This window comes from Candidatus Tisiphia endosymbiont of Nemotelus uliginosus (assembly GCF_964264835.1).
Taxonomy (GTDB): domain Bacteria; phylum Pseudomonadota; class Alphaproteobacteria; order Rickettsiales; family Rickettsiaceae; genus Tisiphia.
Map to the genome: position 1 here is coordinate 145,574 of NZ_OZ183485.1, position 18,471 is coordinate 164,044.

The 18,471-nt window shown below is 32.5% G+C and carries 5 protein-coding genes; 4 read left to right on the forward strand and 1 reads right to left on the reverse strand.

Annotation, left to right across the window (positions count from 1 at the left end; translation table 11 throughout):
• Nucleotides 1-11 precede the first annotated feature (11 nt).
• From ACFELV_RS00700 to ACFELV_RS00715, 4 genes are all read left to right on the forward strand, one after another.
• Nucleotides 12-2,831 (forward strand): conjugal transfer protein TraG N-terminal domain-containing protein, encoded by a 2,820-nt coding sequence (locus ACFELV_RS00700; protein ID WP_375327476.1) that lies wholly within the window; start codon nucleotides 12-14, stop codon nucleotides 2,829-2,831.
• A gap of 142 nt (nucleotides 2,832-2,973) precedes the next feature.
• The gene (locus tag ACFELV_RS00705; protein ID WP_375326208.1) at nucleotides 2,974-4,053 is read left to right on the forward strand and encodes an IS4 family transposase; all 1,080 of its coding nucleotides are present in this window, start codon (nucleotides 2,974-2,976) and stop codon (nucleotides 4,051-4,053) included.
• Nucleotides 4,054-4,065: 12 nt separating this feature from the next.
• Nucleotides 4,066-4,743, forward strand: coding sequence for a tetratricopeptide repeat protein (locus ACFELV_RS00710; RefSeq protein ID WP_375326317.1), 678 nt, complete (start codon nucleotides 4,066-4,068; stop codon nucleotides 4,741-4,743).
• Nucleotides 4,744-4,840: 97 nt separating this feature from the next.
• On the forward strand, nucleotides 4,841-6,433 hold the full coding sequence (locus ACFELV_RS00715; RefSeq protein ID WP_375327477.1) for a type IV secretion system DNA-binding domain-containing protein: 1,593 nt from the start codon (nucleotides 4,841-4,843) through the stop codon (nucleotides 6,431-6,433).
• A 133-nt stretch (nucleotides 6,434-6,566) separates the two neighbouring features.
• Here ACFELV_RS00715 and ACFELV_RS00720 read toward each other — a convergent pair whose 3' ends face one another.
• Nucleotides 6,567-18,356: a hypothetical protein gene (locus ACFELV_RS00720; protein WP_375326318.1), complete on the reverse strand. Its 11,790-nt coding sequence runs from the start codon at nucleotides 18,354-18,356 to the stop codon at nucleotides 6,567-6,569.
• Between the last annotated feature and the right edge of the window lie 115 nt (nucleotides 18,357-18,471).

An 18,471-nucleotide genomic window follows, 5' to 3' on the forward strand; every position in this document is an offset into this window, starting at 1 on the left:
GGTACTATGATATGGATTATGTAATACATACTTTTGGTGGAGGAGACATCTTGTGGCAGATTTTTAACGGCATAGGACGAGTATTTGCTTCCGATAGTGAGTATTTTACGCCAGTAGGTAAATTTGCTCTTACGGTAGGCGGTATTTGGGCTGGGACTCGGGCAATTTTTAAAGGTAATATCGGGATATTTGCCATGGAATGGTTCTTTCCATCGTTCTTCATATTCATCTTTTTGTTTGCCCCCAAAGCTACTATTTGGTTAAAAGATGAAGTATCGATGAGCGCCCCAGTAAAAATTGATAATATCCCTGCAGGGGTAGCTTTTTTTAGTTCAGTATCGTCCAGAATCAGTTACTCTCTGTCAGAAATGCTAGAGAAGCATTTATTGCCACCTGATGAGGGGTTAAATATCAGAAAAACCGGGATTATGTTTGGGGCAAAGGCCGTAGGGAAAATTAGAGATATTCAAATACAAGATCCAATAACCTTAACAAACAGCAAGGAATTCTTAAGGCAATGTTTCATGAAACCTTATATTATTGGTAATATTTTAGGCAAGAAAGCAGAAGCCCAAAAAACTAATGATATAATTGCTTTTATCGAGCAAAATATGCCCAATAATTTTGGTATTTATTACCGAGATCCTACTAATTCTGGCATTCTCTTTAAAACTTGCCGGCAAGCAACTCCTTTGATTAAAGCCGCTATCCATAAAGAATTACATAACGGATTACTGACAAAATTTGCTTCAGCTATTGGTGTGCAATCTGATAGGCCCCAGATGTTAAATTACCGGCTAAAAGCGATGACTTCAGATACACTAAAATACTTAAAGAAAGAACAAACAGATATTCACAGTTGGATGAAACAAGCAATGTTACTAAATGCTAATCGGGAATCCTATGACGACTGGCGGGAGAAATTCTCACTCACTAGGATTTACTCGAAATTAGTCAGCATGAATGCCACCAAAGGTTTATTTCAACAATCATTCTCCTATTTAGTAGCAGGAGAAATGGCAGCAAACATTATGCCAATCTTGCAGTCAGTATTCTTTGCCCTGGTCATTTGTATGATCTTTATTGTTTTCCCGATGTCGATGCTTCCTGGAGGTTTTAATATCTTGAAGACCTGGTTACTGATGATAATCTGGGTTGCCAGCTGGCCAGTATTCTTTACCATCATCCATTGTTTAGGAATGATTAGCCTAGCTAGCAAATCAACTTCTCTAGCGGCAAGCGGTTTAAGCATTTTATCGCAAGGTAGCTTTGCTGAAATGACTTTGCATAGTTACGCTACATTCCAGATGCTAGCTGCTTCTGTACCGATGTTATCCTGGGCAGTACTCAAAGCTTGCGCCCACGCTACCACCACTTTAGCCAGCCAATTCTCACCAGTTGCCGTGGCAGGTGGTATAGGAGCTAATATTGCCGATAATAATATTTCTATGGATAACTACAATATCGGCAACCGCACAATAGATCAACAAAATCTAGCTCCATCGCTGCAAATGGGAGCTGGAATAATTGATGATGGAGGTATGCGGGTTACTAATACTGATAGCGGTAGACAATTTATCACTGAATCTGTTGATTCTTTAGTAACTAATTTTCGATCTTCACAACTTTGGTTAGATAGCCTGCAAAGCCAATTTATGACTGCTCAAAGTAAAATGGGATCATTAACTAATAGGTCAAGTAAACTTGATTCTCAAGAACAAAGACAATCCGAAAGCCTTGCCTTAAAATGGGCCCAAAGTGATTCAATGATTAAAGGTTTTTCATTTAGTGAAAATCAAGCAATCAAAGAATCGATCTTAGCAGGAGAAACCCTTAATGAAAATTATGGGAGCAGTGAGAGAAAAGAAACCGCTACTAACACAAACGCAAGTTTAGGGATAAAATTAGGAGGTTTTGGTGCAGGTACAGGGGTAAATAGTATTGACAGTAAATTAGCAAGCCATGACACATCAGCAACTCAACAAAAAGCTTATAATGATGCCTTAGAAAAGGTAAAATCTGCTCAAAAAGATAGTAGGATTAGTACTACTAGTGATGAAGTTAAATCGCTTGGTCAAGATTTAAGCAGTACCTGGAATGAACAGCAATCAGTTGCCAGAGAAATAGCTAAAACAACACAAACAATGCAACAATTAACCCATCAAAGGAATTATGTTGATAGTCACTCTGCTACTATTGATCGCAACATGAATGAACCGGTATTACAGGCAATTATTGCGAAAAAGATGCCAGGAATTACTAGTAAAGAGCAAGCTGCCAGATGGGCAAGTACTCATAATCATGAAGCGATGCAAATAGCCCAAGAAACAATGGAAGTAGCTAACCCATTGCCGCAAAATGATTGGAATAATAGTCAAACGCAAGTTAAGCAACTACAAGCCATTGAGTCTACTATTAACAATATACCAATGAAAACACAAGATGAGCTGAAAACCAACTACCTAGAAACAAATAACAGATTGCGGGAGCAAGCTATTGTTACAGATAGCACAGGGGTATCAAAACCATTAGCCGAATCAGTAAAATCTGATTTAAATAAAGGCAAAAAATTGTATAGTCAAAATGTAGGTGAAATACTTGATAATCAATTATCCGAAGATGAAAGAGCTAGAACTGTAGGTCTTGGAGTTATGACTTTGGATATAAAGGATGGTAGTAACAAATTAAAAGAGCAATTTGATCAAACCAGTAACTCAACAATCGTTAGAACTGTTGAACAAATAGCAGATAATATTGGTTTAAGTACCGATGCTATTAAAAAGAGAAATATAACTTTACCTTTAGATAATAAAAAAGATAATGGAAATTAATATTTAAATAAATTAAAAACAGATAAAAAATTATGAATACCCATAGTACCCCACAGATTTTACAGGAGGGTTAAAATAATAAATTGAATAAGTGACTGAGAGTCACTAATCTCCGCTGAGAAACAAGCAACAGGAGGTATTAATGGACTCTCAATCACTATACCAAATATTATACATATTTTTAGATTGGCACCCAGCACGAATTAAAACATTTGCAGAATTAATTTGTGCAGTAGTAAAAGCTAAAACTGTGAGAATCAAAGAATTAGCACTGTATGTCGCTTCTAAAGGCAATTTGCATGCCAAGATTGTTAAAGTTGAGCGTTTGCTTTTAGAACAAAATATGTGCTTTATAAGTTTAGGGAAAATTATTGTTAAATTGCTCTGTCTAACAGGTAAAATTAGCCTTGCCATAGATAGAACCAGCTGGCAATTTGGTATTAAAAATTTGAATTTTTTTGTTGCAACTATCGTTTATGGTAATATTTCAATTCCTATAGCATGGTTGTTACTTGATAAAAAAGGCAACTCTTCTACTAATGAAAGAAAGAAATTGATTGAGCAAATTTTAACAATTATACCTAAGGAAATGATAGAGCTTATCCTTGCCGATCGGGAATTTGTTGGTGAGGAATGGTTGCAATATATGGGTGGAATCCAAAAATTACCTTTTGCTATCAGGCTAAGAAAAAGTGAGAAGGTCAAGCATTTCAACGGTGGCAAGATGAAGTTGAATAAATGTTTTGCCGATATGCAAATGGGTGACACTAAAACTATAGAAAGCAAAATTTACAATGGTATGGCAATTAAAATAACTTGTTTGCAATTAGAAAGAGAGCAACTATTTATTGCTAGTAATGTGCTTATTGGTGAATGTGCTTTGCTAGCATATAAGCAGAGGTGGAGCATTGAGCGACCTTTTCTGTCTCTCAAGTCATCTGGATTTAATATTGAAGATACCCACATTACAGATCAAAAAAAGCTGGAAAAACTATTTGCAATAGTATCTTTATCCTTAGCTATTTGCGTGCTTGCTGGTGACATTAAGAACAAAATTTATCCTATAAAGATCAAAAAACATGGTCGTAAATTATACTCATTATTTACTTACGGATTTGATTGGATAAAAGATTATTTTTATAACTCGTTAAGTGATACCCCTGCTATGTTGTTTTCATTACTACGAAAACACATTATGCATGCCTTTCAACTTCAACAATAAGTGTGGGGTACTATGATGAATACCATAAGAAAATTATTTGTAGTTATATTGTTGTTACTATGTAATACAGCTAACGCTGATATTAAAGAATTTTTGAAGCAAGAAACTAACATTAAACAAGCAGCATGGCAGGAAGATCATGAACATAATAATACAACTGACAACGCTAAGCTCAATTCTGCACAAACCTATTATGATAAAGGGATAGCTTTTAAAAGATTAAAAAAATACCAAAATGCCATAGAAAATTTTGATTTAGCAATTAAATGTAAACCTGATTATGCTGAAAGTTATCTAGAAAACGGATATTCCTTATCACAATTAGAGAAACATTATGAAGCAATAAAAAATTATGATATAGCAATCAAATATCAACCTAATTTTGTAGAAGCTTATTTAGAGAAAGGATATTCCTTGGCCCAATTAGGGGAGCATCATGAAGCTATAGAAAATTTTAATCTAGCCATTAAATATAAACCTAATTATGCTGAAAGCTATTATAATAAAGGATTGTCTTTATTAGAATTAGGGAAGTATCAGAAAGCTATAGAGAATTTTGATTTAGCCATTAAATATAAACCTGATTTTGCACTACCATATTATAACAGAGGGATAATTTTTGAAAAATTAGGAAAATATCAGCAAGCTATAGAAAGCTTTAATAAGGCTAATAAGTTATTACAAAAATGATAATTTATTACTCTGTTGTATTGTATTTATTCTTGTGAATCAGCAAAACCAAAATAGTTTCACTAGAGGATCGCAGGTTGTAGCGCATCAGTTTCGAATGTTTGGTCAAGGAAGTAACAATGTCTTTGTGGTAGGGTTGTTGTTAGCTTTACTTTGGTTAATATGGCGAATATCCCAGAAATTATATTTAGTTAGTTTATATTATTTGATCATTGAACGTTATGTTCAATTAAAACTAATTATAGGTGAGCATTTTTATCCTATCAAGCAAATAGGTATCCACTTTTATTATCTTGAACAGCACGCATGGGTGGATTGCAACGCACAGGAGTTTGTAAATAAATTTTGGTATGTAACGAATCATGGAGCCAGGATTTATCAGCTTAAGCAATTTTTACTGCATACAGCTTGGCTGGAAGGGCTGATAGTTTTTAGTTTAGGAACAATAGCTGCAATAATTTTTTGCTATTGCCAGGGGCGAAACTCTGTAGCAGCAAGTAAAATTAGAGGTATGGATTTTGTGGAATCCAAAGTATTAGAGAAAATGCTGCAAAAGGCTAAAAAAGCTTCAAATATCAAGTTTGCTGGTCTGCCTTTAGTTAAGAGCAGTGAAAGGCAGCACCTCCTTCTTACAGGCACAACTGGTACTGGTAAGACTAATACGCTCAACGAGCTATTACCTCAAATTAGAGCGCAAAAAGAGCGTGCTATTATTGTTGATTTAACAGGTACCTTTGTTGAGAGATTTTTTAATCCTAAAATAGATAAATTGCTGAATCCTTTTGAGAAAAACAGCCAGCATTGGCTTCCCTGGAATGATTGCCAGGCAATTTCTGACTTTGACGATGTAGCTAGCAGTTTTAGTAGCTATAATCCTAGAGCAGATGATTTTTTTGCCAAAAATGCTGAGTTAGTATTATCTGAAGGTTTGCAACTATATAAAGATAGCAAAGATATTAAGAAACTGGTTAATACGATTATTTATTCAGATAATAAAGCATTCGCTAGAATATTTAAAAATACTGCAGTGGCTGGTATTATTAGCAATAGTGCCCCAGAAACTTCTGCTGGTATTCAGGCCACTGTTAGTAAAAATATCGCTGCCCTAAAGCACCTGCAGCTAGGTGGTAATTTTAGTATCAGAAAATGGTTCACAAATCCACTCGAGACTGGCTGGTTATTTATCACGGCCTCACCAAATCAAAGATCTACCTTGTGCCCTCTAATCTCGGCATGGATCAGCATTGCTATCAAGGCTCTGATGGATAGGCCTACTAACACAAACAATAACAATATGTGGTTCGTTCTAGACGAATTACCAGCACTGCAAAAAATACCATCTCTACCAACTGCCTTAGCTGAAAGCCGTAAATATGGTGGCTGTTTTGTGGCAGGACTGCAGAATATCTACCAACTAGAAGAAATCTATGGCCCAGCTGGTTCTGCTTCTATGTTAGACTTGTTCAACAGCAAATTCATCTTCCGAGTCAGTGATCAACAAACAGCTCACAGATCCGCCCTTATGCTAGGCGAGCAAGAAACTCTAGAAACCCAAGAAAGCCTATCTTATGGCTCTAACACCATGCGTGATGGAGTCAATATCAACAATATTGAACGCAAAAGATTACTAGTCATGCCTTCTGAGATCATGACTTATTACATGCAACAAACGCTTACTTTAAATCCATAGATTTTAAACAATCTTTTTTGGAAATTCTATTTGTTACACTTAATTTTTGAATTTATAATGGCTGTTTTTCAACACTCTAACTTGACCTCTACAAACTATTGAAAGGATGTCTACGAACTACACAACCATATATTTACATGTAGAACAGTTCTTGAGAATTACCTATTAGATAATCATTTAATATGTAGTCTTGCTTTTCTTGCTTAAATAACTCAATAGGTCCTATTGTTAAATAGTTCTCTGTGCCTACAATATCATTTTTTGGTATTGATGCACTATCCATTTCTCCTTGAATCTCTTCAATATGCTCTTGAATTAATTCTATAGCATCTTGAACTATCTCAATACACGACTTAAATCTAACATCTTTACTTAAATTCCAGCCTACATGAAAACTATCTTGGGCTGCCTTATAAGCTCCTAAAGCTTGCTGATATTTCCCTAATATTTCCTCATAAGCTTCTTGATCAACAGCTAATGCATTAGCTTCCTCTTGTAGACCATAAGCTATGCTAGCTAATACAATACCTTCACTAAATAAATTATTACCCTCTATTTTTAAGCTTGTTATATCCAAGGCATGCTTATAAACAATATTAGTTGGGGATAATTTAACAGCTTCTTCATATAATTTTAGTGATGCTGCAAATTTCTGCTCTGCTTCTACCGATCTATCATTTAGTTCATCACTTTCAGCTTCCCAAGCTTCATTGCTTAATATATTTCCTTGGCTATAAGCAAAAAATGCTTTTTGTTCTCTGGTAACATCATTCTTGCTAGGATTATTACTACGATTTGTATTTAGATCTTTATCTTGTTTGAATAATTTTGTATCTTCCGTAGTTAAGGAGATTGGAGCTAGATATTTCATAGGATAAGAAGTACTTGCCAATGCTTCTATCGTTACATCTTTACTCTCTACTCGTACTTCTTCTTGCTCAGGATTGTCATATAGATCTTTAGGTAATTCCTGGTTATTTATATCACTATCCATTACCTCAACTAAAGTGTTATCTTTACTAACTAATTTCTGTTCTACTAACTTAGAATGGTAAGCTATAGACTCTTCCTGTGATAAGCGTTCGCCAGTTAAATATAACATGAAATTCTCTATTACCTCTGGTCCACAATTAGCATATTCTTGTTGTCTAGCTGGTAATTGTACAATTTGTAAGTCATGGTCTACAAATATTTGCTTTAACTTATCAGGTATGGTTTCATTAGACGGATCAATATAATATAGCTGCAGCTCATTATCTTGATCTTTAATACCCATGATTCCAGCAGCATGTTTGTTGTATAAATTCAGAGGAGCTAGTATTATCCTTGATTTAGTATCGGTCAAATCAGAAATCATTCTTTGTAGATTATTATAATTCTCTTGAAACACATAACCTTTTGCTATTATTATCTCTTCTAAACCAGCATTATTGATTCTTAATGCTAATATGTGCTCAATTGCATTCAGAGTATATTCACCAAAATAAGCGTTAATCCAACCAATGCTTGCCGCCTGCCTTAATCCTACACCTTGTAATCCAGAATTAGATAACGTTTCAATTATTTGCGCAGATTGTGTGCTACTACCTGCTATTGTATCATCATGCTGCTCTTGTCTTGTACTTCTGCTTATAACTCTTTCTTCTTCGAGGTCAAGCTGTTCACTAATATCTTGTACACCTTCTATATCTAAGGCGGATTTTGTAGCAATTAGATAGTCATTAGCAACCTGCTCCATTACTTGACTAAATTTATTGTCAGAGCCTATATCTATATATTTTATTAATTTTTTTGTTACTGCCTCTAAAGATTTTATTGCTCTATTCGCTTCTTTCTTAGACTTCATACCATCTTTTAATTTTTTAACTGCTTCACTAAACAGAGCTAGTATCTCGATTATTTTCTCTATTATTTGAGTTAATGCTGTTATTTTAGAGATTACTACATGAATAGTTTTAAGATCTTTGATATTATTTCTAATACTTTCCATTTGTTCAACTAAATTTTCTTGCTGCAACTCATTACTGCCTTTGTTATTTCTGCTTTCATTTTCTATAATATTATTTAGTACTAATATTCCATGATATCTAATATTTTCTACCACTGCTGAGATAAATCCTTCTACAGATTTAGGTAAATATTCTGTATCAAATTGATTTTCTTGATTTTCACCTTCCATGCTTGAGAGTTGTGTCTTAAACTGCCTGACTAGAGATACTAAATTTTCGAGACTTGGCTGTTGATTGTAAGCTAACATTGTTTTTTCACACTCAGTTTGCACAGTAGACTTTGGCGTAAAGTTAATTGCACATTTTTCTAAATAAAATGTCTTCCTATCTTCTATTAAGCCAATCAAAGTTTCAATATCATCTTTTAATTTATCATTACCAAGTAAATGTTGACCATCAAATCTTATCTGTAGCTTTTTTGCAATATTATGTTCTTGTTCTTCGTCTTTATCTATTACCTTCATCATTTTTAATACAAATGCTTCTATAGCTTTATCATCAGTTAAATTTGCTAAATGATCAATTTCAAGACGAATATTGATTTTCTTTAAATGATCTAGTATTAAATTTCTTTCAATAGTACTCAAAGTATCTATATTATTGATAGTTCTTATTTTGTTTATCTCTTTTTTATAAGTCTCTATAATTTTTTTTAAATCACCCTTTATAAAACTGGCTTGTTCACTTTTTTTCCTAATTTCTTCGATTATTGATTCAACTTTTAATTCATTATAAACTCCAGATCTATAATGCCTCACAGTTTGCTTTAAAATAAATTCTATATCTGATATATTCTCTGATACATTTTGATCTTGTGCATTGAATGATACGATTCTTATACATTCTACCAGAAGTTCTTCTATTGTTACAACATACGAATCCTCATTTATTTGTTGTTTATTGTCATATTTAGCTTTTAAATAAACCTTTCTGTCTTCCAGATCAATAACATTGGTAATTTCTTCTACATGTTGAGTTTCTGCTTCTTCTTCAATCTCCTGATCTATCTCAGCCTCTGTTACTATTTGTGCTAATCTTTCTTGATGTAAATCCTCCAATTTTTTACTTAAAATCTTGATATCTAACTCTTTAGCTACAAAATTTTTTTTCAGAAACTTTAAATCATATCTATTGCTCTTTAAACGCGCTCTTACAGCCTCTAAATATTCATCAATAATTCTTATCAGATCTTCCTTATTACCACAAAATTCTTCTCCTAAAACATTATACTTTGCTAACTTAGCTAATGCTTGCTCCATATCCAAACCTAGCTCTCCTTTTTTATCTCGTAAATTTTGAGATTCTGTTATTGCTTTGATTACTTGGTTAATTTTGTTCAATCTTTCGCTATCAAGAGCTAATTCTTTGTTCTGTAATGATGCTATATCTCCACGAATTTTCTCTAATTCTAGATCTTTAGTTTCTATTGCCAGCCCAATATTTTCCATCTCACCCTGAATATTACTTGCTTCTTGTGTGCATTTTTCAATATCGCCTACTATCTCTTCTTGCTCCACTATTAAATCATAAATATTTTCCTTATGCTGCACTTCACCAGTTATTTCTTTCTCCTCTTTCTTCTTTTCATTTAATTTGCTATATAAACTGTCAATATTTATCGCTACCCTCTTATCTTGCTGCGGAGTTCTATAGTCACTTCTAAGACTTGCTTCTTCTTCATTCTTCCTTCCTCTTTTATTTTTAAGATTTCGACCCCTATTTCGGTAGTCTGTAGAATTATTCCCTTCCTCATATGACACTCTAGAACTAGTTAATACTAGTAAAAGAGCAGCCGGTATAGCAACAACTGGTACAACAAGACTTAATGTAAGACCTGCCAACGCTCCACGATTAGTGCTAGTAATATTTTCAGATGCTATTATTTGATCTCTAAATTTTGGATGTTTTTCTATAAGAGCAGCTCTGTCAATTACTGTATAAAATGTTTTTGTTTTATTGAAAAAGCTCTTTTTATCTCTAACTTGGTCCATTCCATATAGTCCAGGTTCCCCTCCATCTCCTCCACTTGGCTTAAGTTTATCTAAAATATTATCTGCATCTTGCCCTGGATTTATTTCTCCCCAAGTTATTTTTCCTACCTTAGGTGTAATATCAATAACACCTTCTTTACCTCCTAGTCCGGGTCGACCAGTATTCCCAGGAGCCCCTCCACGACCACCTGGTATACCAGGGCTTCCAAACCCAATGGTGGTTTGACCACCACCCAAGCCTTTAGTATCTGCCGCTTCCCCATTTTTGCCATCTCTACCTTTTAATCCTTCATCGCCGTTACCACCTAATTGACCTTTTCCTCCATTACCTCCATTTGCCTTAATCGATGTTAAAGCTTGCAAATTTTTTATTGCATTTTCAACTTTGATAACTATATTACCAGCATGATCACCATGTTCTCCATCATACCCATCATAACCTTTATCACCTCTAGGTTGACCATTGGATCTTTTGTTCCGTCCATCAGATGCATCATAACAAAATTTAGCACCAGATTTTCCAGAGGTATCCAGTGTTAAATTCTCACCAACACACTCCATATCTACTGCATTAATAGTTAGATCAATTCCAGGATATGAAGGAGAATCGTTTAAAATAAATCTACTACTAGCAATTATCTCAATTTCGTCTACATAGCATTTTACTATATCTTTATAATCTATGTTTAATTCATTTATTATCTTAACAGCTTCTGTAAACTTAGCATTCTTCTTAGATTCCACTTCTTCACTTCTATAATGTAATTCTATCCTTCTTTCTATTAATATTCTTAATTCACTAGGCAGATCTTTGATTCCAGTAATACCATATTCTGTAGAATATAATACATCTCCTTTAAAATTTAGTCCTCTACTTGCCTCAGTAGAGTGTAGTTCTTTCTCTACATATTCTTTAACCTTACTATGTATCTCTTGATAGTTAACATTGGTTGCTAAAACTTTAAATCTCTTGATAGGCTTACCTTTTACCAACTCTTGAACAATTTCACATTCAATGTTTACTGCATCTCTTATTACCGCTCTAAGTCTATTAACAAGGTTATGTTGTAATTCACCGGCAATTTTTTTATCGCTATTAAGATATTCTTGCAATTGTTCATAATTTATCCCTACAATTAATTGCTGCCAAAAATTTGTTTCATCAACAACTAGGACCTCTAATTCTTTTCGCAATTCTTTAAGTAATGCGCTTAAATTATTACTTATATAGATACTTTTTTTAATCTCCTCCTTTTTTGATTGTAATTTTGCAGTAGTTAAAATCAACTGCAAGTTTTGAATTAACTGTACTATATCTTTACCTACCTCTATTTCTTTTTTCTTTTCAGCTTCTTCTTGTTCTTTTCTTTCTTTTTCTGCATTTACTCTCTTTAAATCACTCCCTAATTCTTCTTTTCGTCCCTTTAAATTTGTGATCTCTATTTCAAGTGCTTCTTTATCATGTTCTTTAAGTTTTTTTTCTTTTTCTACTTCTGCTAGGGCTGTCTCTAATCTTACTATTGCTGCTTGTGTTTCTTTAATTTGTTCCTGGTTTTCTTCCTGATTTTTATTTAGTTCTCTTATTCTTTCTTGTGTGGATTTTAATTTTGCTTTTAAATCTATGGTAATGTTTGATAATTGCTCTATCTTTTCCTGATACTGATCTCTAGTATTTTCTTTTTCGAACAACAGCGAATTTACTACGTTCTGGTCTTTCTCTATATTTTCTTCCTGCTTATTGATCTCTTGCAACAATACTGCTATTTCTCCTTCTCTATCTTTTATTAATTCCTTTAAGTACAATTCTTCTCTTGATTCTTTAAACTGAGTTACATTTTTCTTTTGTCTTCTTTGTTGTTCTGCTTTAATGATCGTAAATAACGCTTTATCATATAAATTTTTAACAATCTTTAATCTTGCTATTTTCTCTTGCGAATCATCGTTTGTTATACTATTTTCTAATTTTTCTAAATATGCCAAATAAGCAAATAAAAAAACACTTGAAGATCCTGGAATATCTGTTAACTCTAACATATTACAAAACAAAGCATTAAAATCTTTTAATGACGATATTTTGGCAAGATTACTCTTTTCTCTTTTATAATCTTCAGCTAGCTTCTTAGAATGTTCTAATGTTACTCTCAATATATCTTGTAATCTTCTATGGCATAAATACTTAAATAAATCTTCCTCAGTTTGTAATACTGCAAGTATGTGCGTTATTCTCATACTGACATCTATTTGAATATCATCTTTATATACCTTAATCTTATCTCGTGGAACAAGGACAAAACGTTTAGCCTCATGCATTAGTAATGTAATACTCTGTTGATGTTGTTGAACACCAAAAGAAATTGTTTTATTTTGTTGATTTTTGATTATAATTATTTGATTGATAAATAAGTTATCACTGTTGAATTCTTTATTTACTGCGTTTGTTATAAACCATACCTGCTCTTGCTCGGTAACTTCCTTAGATAGCCTAAATTCATTATATTTTAATCTGATTTTTCTTGTCCATTCCCCCACTCTTCTACTTGCTTCGTTTATACTTCCTATTTGATATAAACTATTTTCTCCAATTAGTACTCCTATAATCACTGAAATAAACCCATTAATTTTATCCAATGGTTCACCATTGTCAAAGGTATCATATCCACATAACGATATTCCTTTCACTAATAATTTTCTCTGGATGGCTATAAAACTACCTTTAAACTCTTTTTCTACTTCATCTTTTAACTCTTGGCTGTATACCTCTTTAAGTACTTTCTGTTCAAGCAACTTACTACTATGTTCTGTAATATAGTTACGAATTCTATCTATCTCCTTGATTTCTACAGACTTCTCTATTGGGTCTGTATTGAGCAACCTGACGCATATTCTTCTGCTATCCATATCAAAGGAGTAATAATCATCTTTATTACTTCTAGAATCATCTATCTCCTCTATTCTGTTTCTTAAATTAGCTACTTCTCTGGTATTTTCAATATATCGAACACAAGTATTAATATTTTCTAACTCTTCTCTTAAAAGGAAGTTATCTTGTATGGATAATTCTTTTTTCTGAATTTCCAAATCCGACAATTCTTTTTGCAATACTTCTAAAGAAGCTTCTTCTATTTTTTCTTTTTTCTGACTTTCTGCCAACAATATTTTATAATAAATCTTCTCAGGATCTAATAATTCATTGTACTCTTCTCTGTTCTGCTGAAAAATCCACGATATTTTTTTTAATAGGTACTCTGTTCCTCCCATTTTTGTTGTTTTTTTCTTCATTAAAGCTTTTATTCTACTTTCTTGATGTTCTTCACTTAGTTCTTGCTCTAACTTTAAGATTAGAGTATCAATTGAAAAATTAACAATATTCAAATCATCGTAATATTCTTTAAATACATCAAGACTGAACTTTGTTATTGACCTGATCGCTTCATCCTGAATTAAGAATTCTTTGTCAATGTCGCGTAATTTAATTCTAGACGATACTAACTTCATACATGATATTAAATCATCCATTTGGTGTTTAAATAACGCTTTAAATTTCTCTTCTTTATACTCTGATAATTCTTTTTGTGAGGTATCTTCTTTAACTGAGTGTTCGTCTACAAATGACATATCCTTACTAAAGGTAAGAAATTTATTTATTTCTTCTATTCGTTTTTCTAATTCTGGGATTAATATTTGGGTGCTTGCATCTTTTGTGAACTCGATCTTTGCTATCTTCCATTCTAATGTTTTGATCTCAGTTTGGTGCCTGATTAGCGCTTTTTCTCTTTCTTGTCCATATTCTGTTGCAACATATGCAACAATTCGCTTAAGAGCTTTTTCATGTTTTTTAGAATGTCCTTCATTTATTTTTAATTGCTCTATTAATCTATTCTGATTATCTGTAGATACTTTATATTCAGGTGCTCTAAGAGTGATTTTATTATTCTGAATTTCTTGTATTGTATTATCTATTAATGTTACAACCTGTTGATAAAAATCACAGGAATCATCACCTATACAGTCTCTATGCTTATTGATCCTAGTTTGAAGCTCAGTTTGCAGCCCAATTTTTAAGCGGTTTTTTAAGATTTTGGGTTTTATATCATAAAGAGAGTCTACACTGAGATCCACTATCTTATTTGGACCTTTTAGATCTTTTATTTCCTGTGCATCAGACTTAATCTTTTTTGTCTTTTCTTCGTTTTCTTGCTTTGCCATTTCCAATAACTCTACACATAAAGCCCTCATCCTCTCAAAATCTTTTATCTCACCTCTTATGGTTGCTATGAGTGGTACTAGTTCCTGACCTACCAAACTCAATATTTCTATTTCTTGGGCATTAGGATCCAGAACGTGTTCAAGATTAGTTTGCATCCAGCGTAATTGTTCATTTTCTCTGTCAATTCTTTCTATCTCTCTCCTAATATTTCTTGTGTTACCTTCTAATACTGCTTGGTTATTTAATTGTTCTACTATTTCGAGCTTCTTTTTTAAGTATGTTTTGTCAAAATAATGTACTAAAAGTTTATATAATTTCTTTTGATTAGTATCTTTTTTCTGCAATAACACTGCTTCTATTGACACAGCTTTACGAGAATCTAACAATTTTTTAACCTCAGATGTTAAATCCATTGGTAGATCATACCCTGAAGTAATCTCTTTAATAAATTCATTAATATTCATCTTTGATTTTTTACTGGTATAGATCTCCTTCTGCTCAATAACCACACAATCTACACCAGCATCTAGATTGTCTTGTACATTTTTTTTATCTTGCTCCTCTGTTCGACTAGCTAGATTTTTTACAATAATCATTCCATCAAGTTTTTTCTTTTGAGCTAATTGTTCTTTAGCATCAGTTATGTGTTTATTAATTGGCTTTTGTTCATTTGTATATTTAACTTCTATTTCTTTAATTTTCTGGTTAAATTCTGTTATTTTATCTTTTATAATTTTAATGCTATTTTCTAGATCTGTTTTATGTGTTAACAGAACATGATTTTTATAATTGTCGCCCTTGCTTTCTAACTTAGTAAAAATCTCATTACTGCTCTTAGAGTCAGTTTCTAATAATATTTTTATAATAATGTCCAATGCATCAAAATATTTGCACGTCTGACTATCTTTATTAAAAACATCTTGACACTTTTTGTATCTTCTCTTTTTGTATAGTTGATTTGCTGTTCCAACATCTTCTAGAGAATCTTCATCATTCTTAGTTGTTCCTTTGGACATAATAGGAAGCGTTTTATATATTTCTCTCCTTATTATTTCTGCTCTAGCTTTGTTCACTTCCTTGATTGCAGATTCTTGCTGCTTCTCTATTGACTTAACTTCCTTACGACATGATTCTATGGTATTTACTAATCCTATTTGACTGTTTCTTTCTAACAGAGATCGTTCTGCAATCAAATCGTTTTTCTTGTGTACTAACTCCTCTATGGTGGTTAAACTTTTCTCTATCTCTGTTTTTTTAGTTTTTAGGCTAGAATTGAGAGTCTTTTTTTTTACTAAGTTTGATTCTAACTTTTCGTTTATTACATTTTTTTCTTGCTCTAATCTTTCTTGCTCCTTTTTCTGCTTTTCTAAGCTACCAATATTAGTAATAATTTTTTCATATTGACTATATCTCCACCTTACTTCAGATAACGCAAGGACTTGGTTATATTCGCCTTCTTTGTTTATTTTTGCTTCTACTTCATTAATTTCTTCTGTCTTGTCTGTAATATTATGTATAAGTTCGCTTATTTCTTCTTCTTTCTTGTCAATTTCTTCAATAACGGATGATTGTAGAGTGTTTGTTGTCTCTATATAGTAGTTTATTAAAGTAATTTGCTTATCATTCTCATCTCTTTGACGAATAAGTTTCTCTTTCTCTCTTTCAGCTGTACTAAAAGCTATATTACTGTCGTTCAGTTCATTTTCTTTTATTATAATTTTTTCCCTAAGGTCATCTCGCTCTTTTTCCTTGATCTGTTGTTTTCTTTCATTTTCTGTAATTTGAGCTTGATATTCATCCTCTCTTTTCTTGATTATATTTTGCACCTCCTTATAACTATCATACACATGTTTAGGGATCATTAATAAATCCTCTTGGTGCCTAGCATCACCTACTGCAGAGTGTTTATAACCCGATAAATGCTCCAAAAGTTCTTCTTTAGAAACAAGTGATGGAAATTTACTGATCGAACAACTTACTGCATCTTTTACAGCATTTTTATACTGACATTTTGTTTCTCCTGGCAACGTTGCAGGGCAAGATTTATGATTACAATATCCGTCTGGACTATAATTACCTGATCTTTGTCCCCCTACTTGATCAAATATTCTTTCCTTAAATGCGCTTTCTTCCTCTCCTCTTACCGCATTTTTTGCAATTTTAAGTTCCCCAATATCTGTTTTTAACTCTTCAATATTCGTAAGCACATTACTCAGCTTTTGATATTGAGCCTTTATTTCTACTTCATAACGTCCATTATCTGCTTCTATCTTAGTAATGTTTTTGTGCTCTTGTTGTTCTAAATCTTGATATTTTTTGGTTTGCTTACTTAATTGATCTAATTTACTTTTTAGTTTTTCTATTATTACTTGCAATAAATCACGTTCTTCTTCTAAAGTAGGTATTCTATCTTCTCGTAAATTTACTGCTTCTTGCTCTTTATTTGCTATATCTTCTTCTTTCGTTTTAATTCTCGAATACTCTTTGTTTATTGTTTGTGTAATGTCTTTTACATCTTTTACTTCACATACTTCATCATACTTACAATGCCTTATCCCACTTTTAAGCTTATCTTCTTCTGTCTTCTCTTTGGTTTTACTCAATCCATATCTATATTCTTGGTTAGTTGTTAATTGTTGTGCTTTCAGTAACCTTTCATATCTCTTTTCGTCTTCCTGTGATATCTGATATTCTTCTCTAAAGCCTTCTTGTGTTTTTCGTATCTCATCTTGCTTCTTTCTGATTTCTTCTTCTATAAATTTTGTTTTATTTAACTCTCTTTCTATTTGTTCTTTTCTTATTACTAATGACTTATGTTTTATATCTCTTATTAAGCCTCCGACAAATTCCTCAGATTTGGTTTTGCTCAACTCTCTATATTCTTGTGAATTCTTTAATTGCTCTATCTCTATTTCAAAATCTTTAGATTGCGCAATATTTATACATTGTGTAATACATTTCCTCTGTTTCTCTTTATTTAAATCTATAACATTTTCAACTTCTGCGGATTCTGAAAAACGCGTACTTTCTAAAAGGGATTGTGTAAATTTTACTACTTGTTCGTTCCACTCTATGTCACTGAAGTCATTTAACAAATGCTTGAAATCTTGCGAAACCCTGATAAAATTATTGACTTGTTCTCCAAAAGAACGGCCGTAATTAGGGTTTTGCTCATTTAATATATCAATTATCTTATCGATATATTTTACCTTTTCTTCTAGCGATTTTTTCTGTGAACTATTATCTTCTACTACTAAATTATTATCGTAAAATTCTCCCTTTTGCAATTTTTGGGTTTGTTCTTTTTCTTCTTTCTCTAAATACAATTTCTTAAGTTCATATATTAGTAAGAATTTCTCTCTTCTTGTTTCTTCATCATTCTTATTGTAATACCTAGTTCCAGCGCTATCATGACGCCTTAAGGTGTTGTTCTTCTGATTATAAACATATCCTTTTGTCAATATTAAGTCTTGATCCTGCTGATAATTTTCTGGCAATAAGCCAGCTTTACTTGCGTAATATAAGATCGGAGCTTCTTTTAAATACTTATCATTCTTTTCATTTCTAGTATCAAGTCCTGACTTTGAATTTGTATTATCATCTTCAATTTCTGACTCTTGTTGCAACTGTTTTGGTTGGGAAGTTACGGATCTTAATGGCGTTATTGTAGGTTGTTGTGCTTGAGGAACTTCTCTAGTATCTGTTGTTGCTTTCATTATTAAATACTTCACAATTACTATTTAAAAATCTCGATAGCCAGCTTTTCAAGCATAGCTTTTTATAATCCAAAACAATTGATCATTTTACATATTCGGGGTAAGGCTAGACATA

Coding starts and splice junctions, on each gene's coding strand:
- ACFELV_RS00720 (WP_375326318.1), bottom strand. CDS start 18,356: ATGAAAGCAACAACAGATACTAGAGAAGTTCCTCAAGCACAACAACCT.
- ACFELV_RS00715 (WP_375327477.1), top strand. CDS start 4,841: ATGTTTGGTCAAGGAAGTAACAATGTCTTTGTGGTAGGGTTGTTGTTA.
- ACFELV_RS00700 (WP_375327476.1), top strand. CDS start 12: ATGGATTATGTAATACATACTTTTGGTGGAGGAGACATCTTGTGGCAG.
- ACFELV_RS00710 (WP_375326317.1), top strand. CDS start 4,066: ATGATGAATACCATAAGAAAATTATTTGTAGTTATATTGTTGTTACTA.
- ACFELV_RS00705 (WP_375326208.1), top strand. CDS start 2,974: ATGGACTCTCAATCACTATACCAAATATTATACATATTTTTAGATTGG.